The following is a 662-nucleotide window of genomic DNA, read 5'->3' as shown; positions in this document are numbered from 1 at the left end:
ATGTCATATTGAAAATTGGAGCGGAAGACGGGATTCGAACCCGCGACCCCAACCTTGGCAAGGTTGTATTCTACCACTGAACTACTTCCGCAAGACATGTATGAGTTATTTTATTAAAAGTGCGGGTGAAGGGAGTCGAACCCCCACGCCAAAGGCGCTAGATCCTAAGTCTAGTGCGTCTGCCAATTCCGCCACACCCGCATATTTCATTAAAATGGTGAGCCATGAAGGACTCGAACCTTCGACCCTCTGATTAAAAGTCAGATGCTCTACCAACTGAGCTAATGGCTCTTAATGGCTGGGCTAGCTGGATTCGAACCAGCGCATGACGGAGTCAAAGTCCGTTGCCTTACCGCTTGGCTATAGCCCATTAATTAAGAATGGTGGAGGGGGGCAGATTCGAACTGCCGAACCCGAAGGAGCGGATTTACAGTCCGCCGCGTTTAGCCACTTCGCTACCCCTCCGACATATATGGTGGAGGATGACGGGATCGAACCGCCGACCCCCTGCTTGTAAGGCAGGTGCTCTCCCAGCTGAGCTAATCCTCCATTTTGCCTGGCAACGTCCTACTCTCACAGGGACAAGGTCCCAACTACCATCGGCGCTAGAGAGCTTAACTTCCGTGTTCGGTATGGGAACGGGTGTGACCTCTCTGCCATCA

At 52.1% G+C, this 662-nt stretch carries 6 tRNA genes and 1 rRNA gene; all 7 read right to left on the bottom strand.

What is annotated here, in order from left to right:
• Positions 1–16: 16 nt before the first annotated feature.
• Positions 17–91: transfer RNA gene (locus tag MR107_RS30260), tRNA-Gly, on the bottom strand.
• Positions 92–120: 29 nt separating this feature from the next.
• Positions 121–201: transfer RNA gene (locus MR107_RS30255), tRNA-Leu, on the bottom strand.
• Between the two features lie 14 nt (positions 202–215).
• A tRNA-Lys gene (locus MR107_RS30250) sits at positions 216–291 on the bottom strand.
• Positions 292–295: 4 nt separating this feature from the next.
• A tRNA-Gln gene (locus MR107_RS30245) sits at positions 296–370 on the bottom strand.
• An 11-nt stretch (positions 371–381) separates the two neighbouring features.
• Positions 382–465, bottom strand: a tRNA-Tyr gene (locus tag MR107_RS30240).
• 8 nt (positions 466–473) lie between these two features.
• A tRNA-Val gene (locus MR107_RS30235) sits at positions 474–549 on the bottom strand.
• A gap of 5 nt (positions 550–554) precedes the next feature.
• Positions 555–662: ribosomal RNA gene (rrf, locus tag MR107_RS30230) — 5S ribosomal RNA — on the bottom strand; the annotation flags it as partial.

This window comes from Bacillus cereus group sp. BfR-BA-01441 (assembly GCF_022663075.1).
GTDB lineage: Bacteria > Bacillota > Bacilli > Bacillales > Bacillaceae_G > Bacillus_A > Bacillus_A cereus.
Note: the sequence above shows the minus strand (reverse complement) of the source record. Positions and strands in the feature narration are given on the sequence as shown.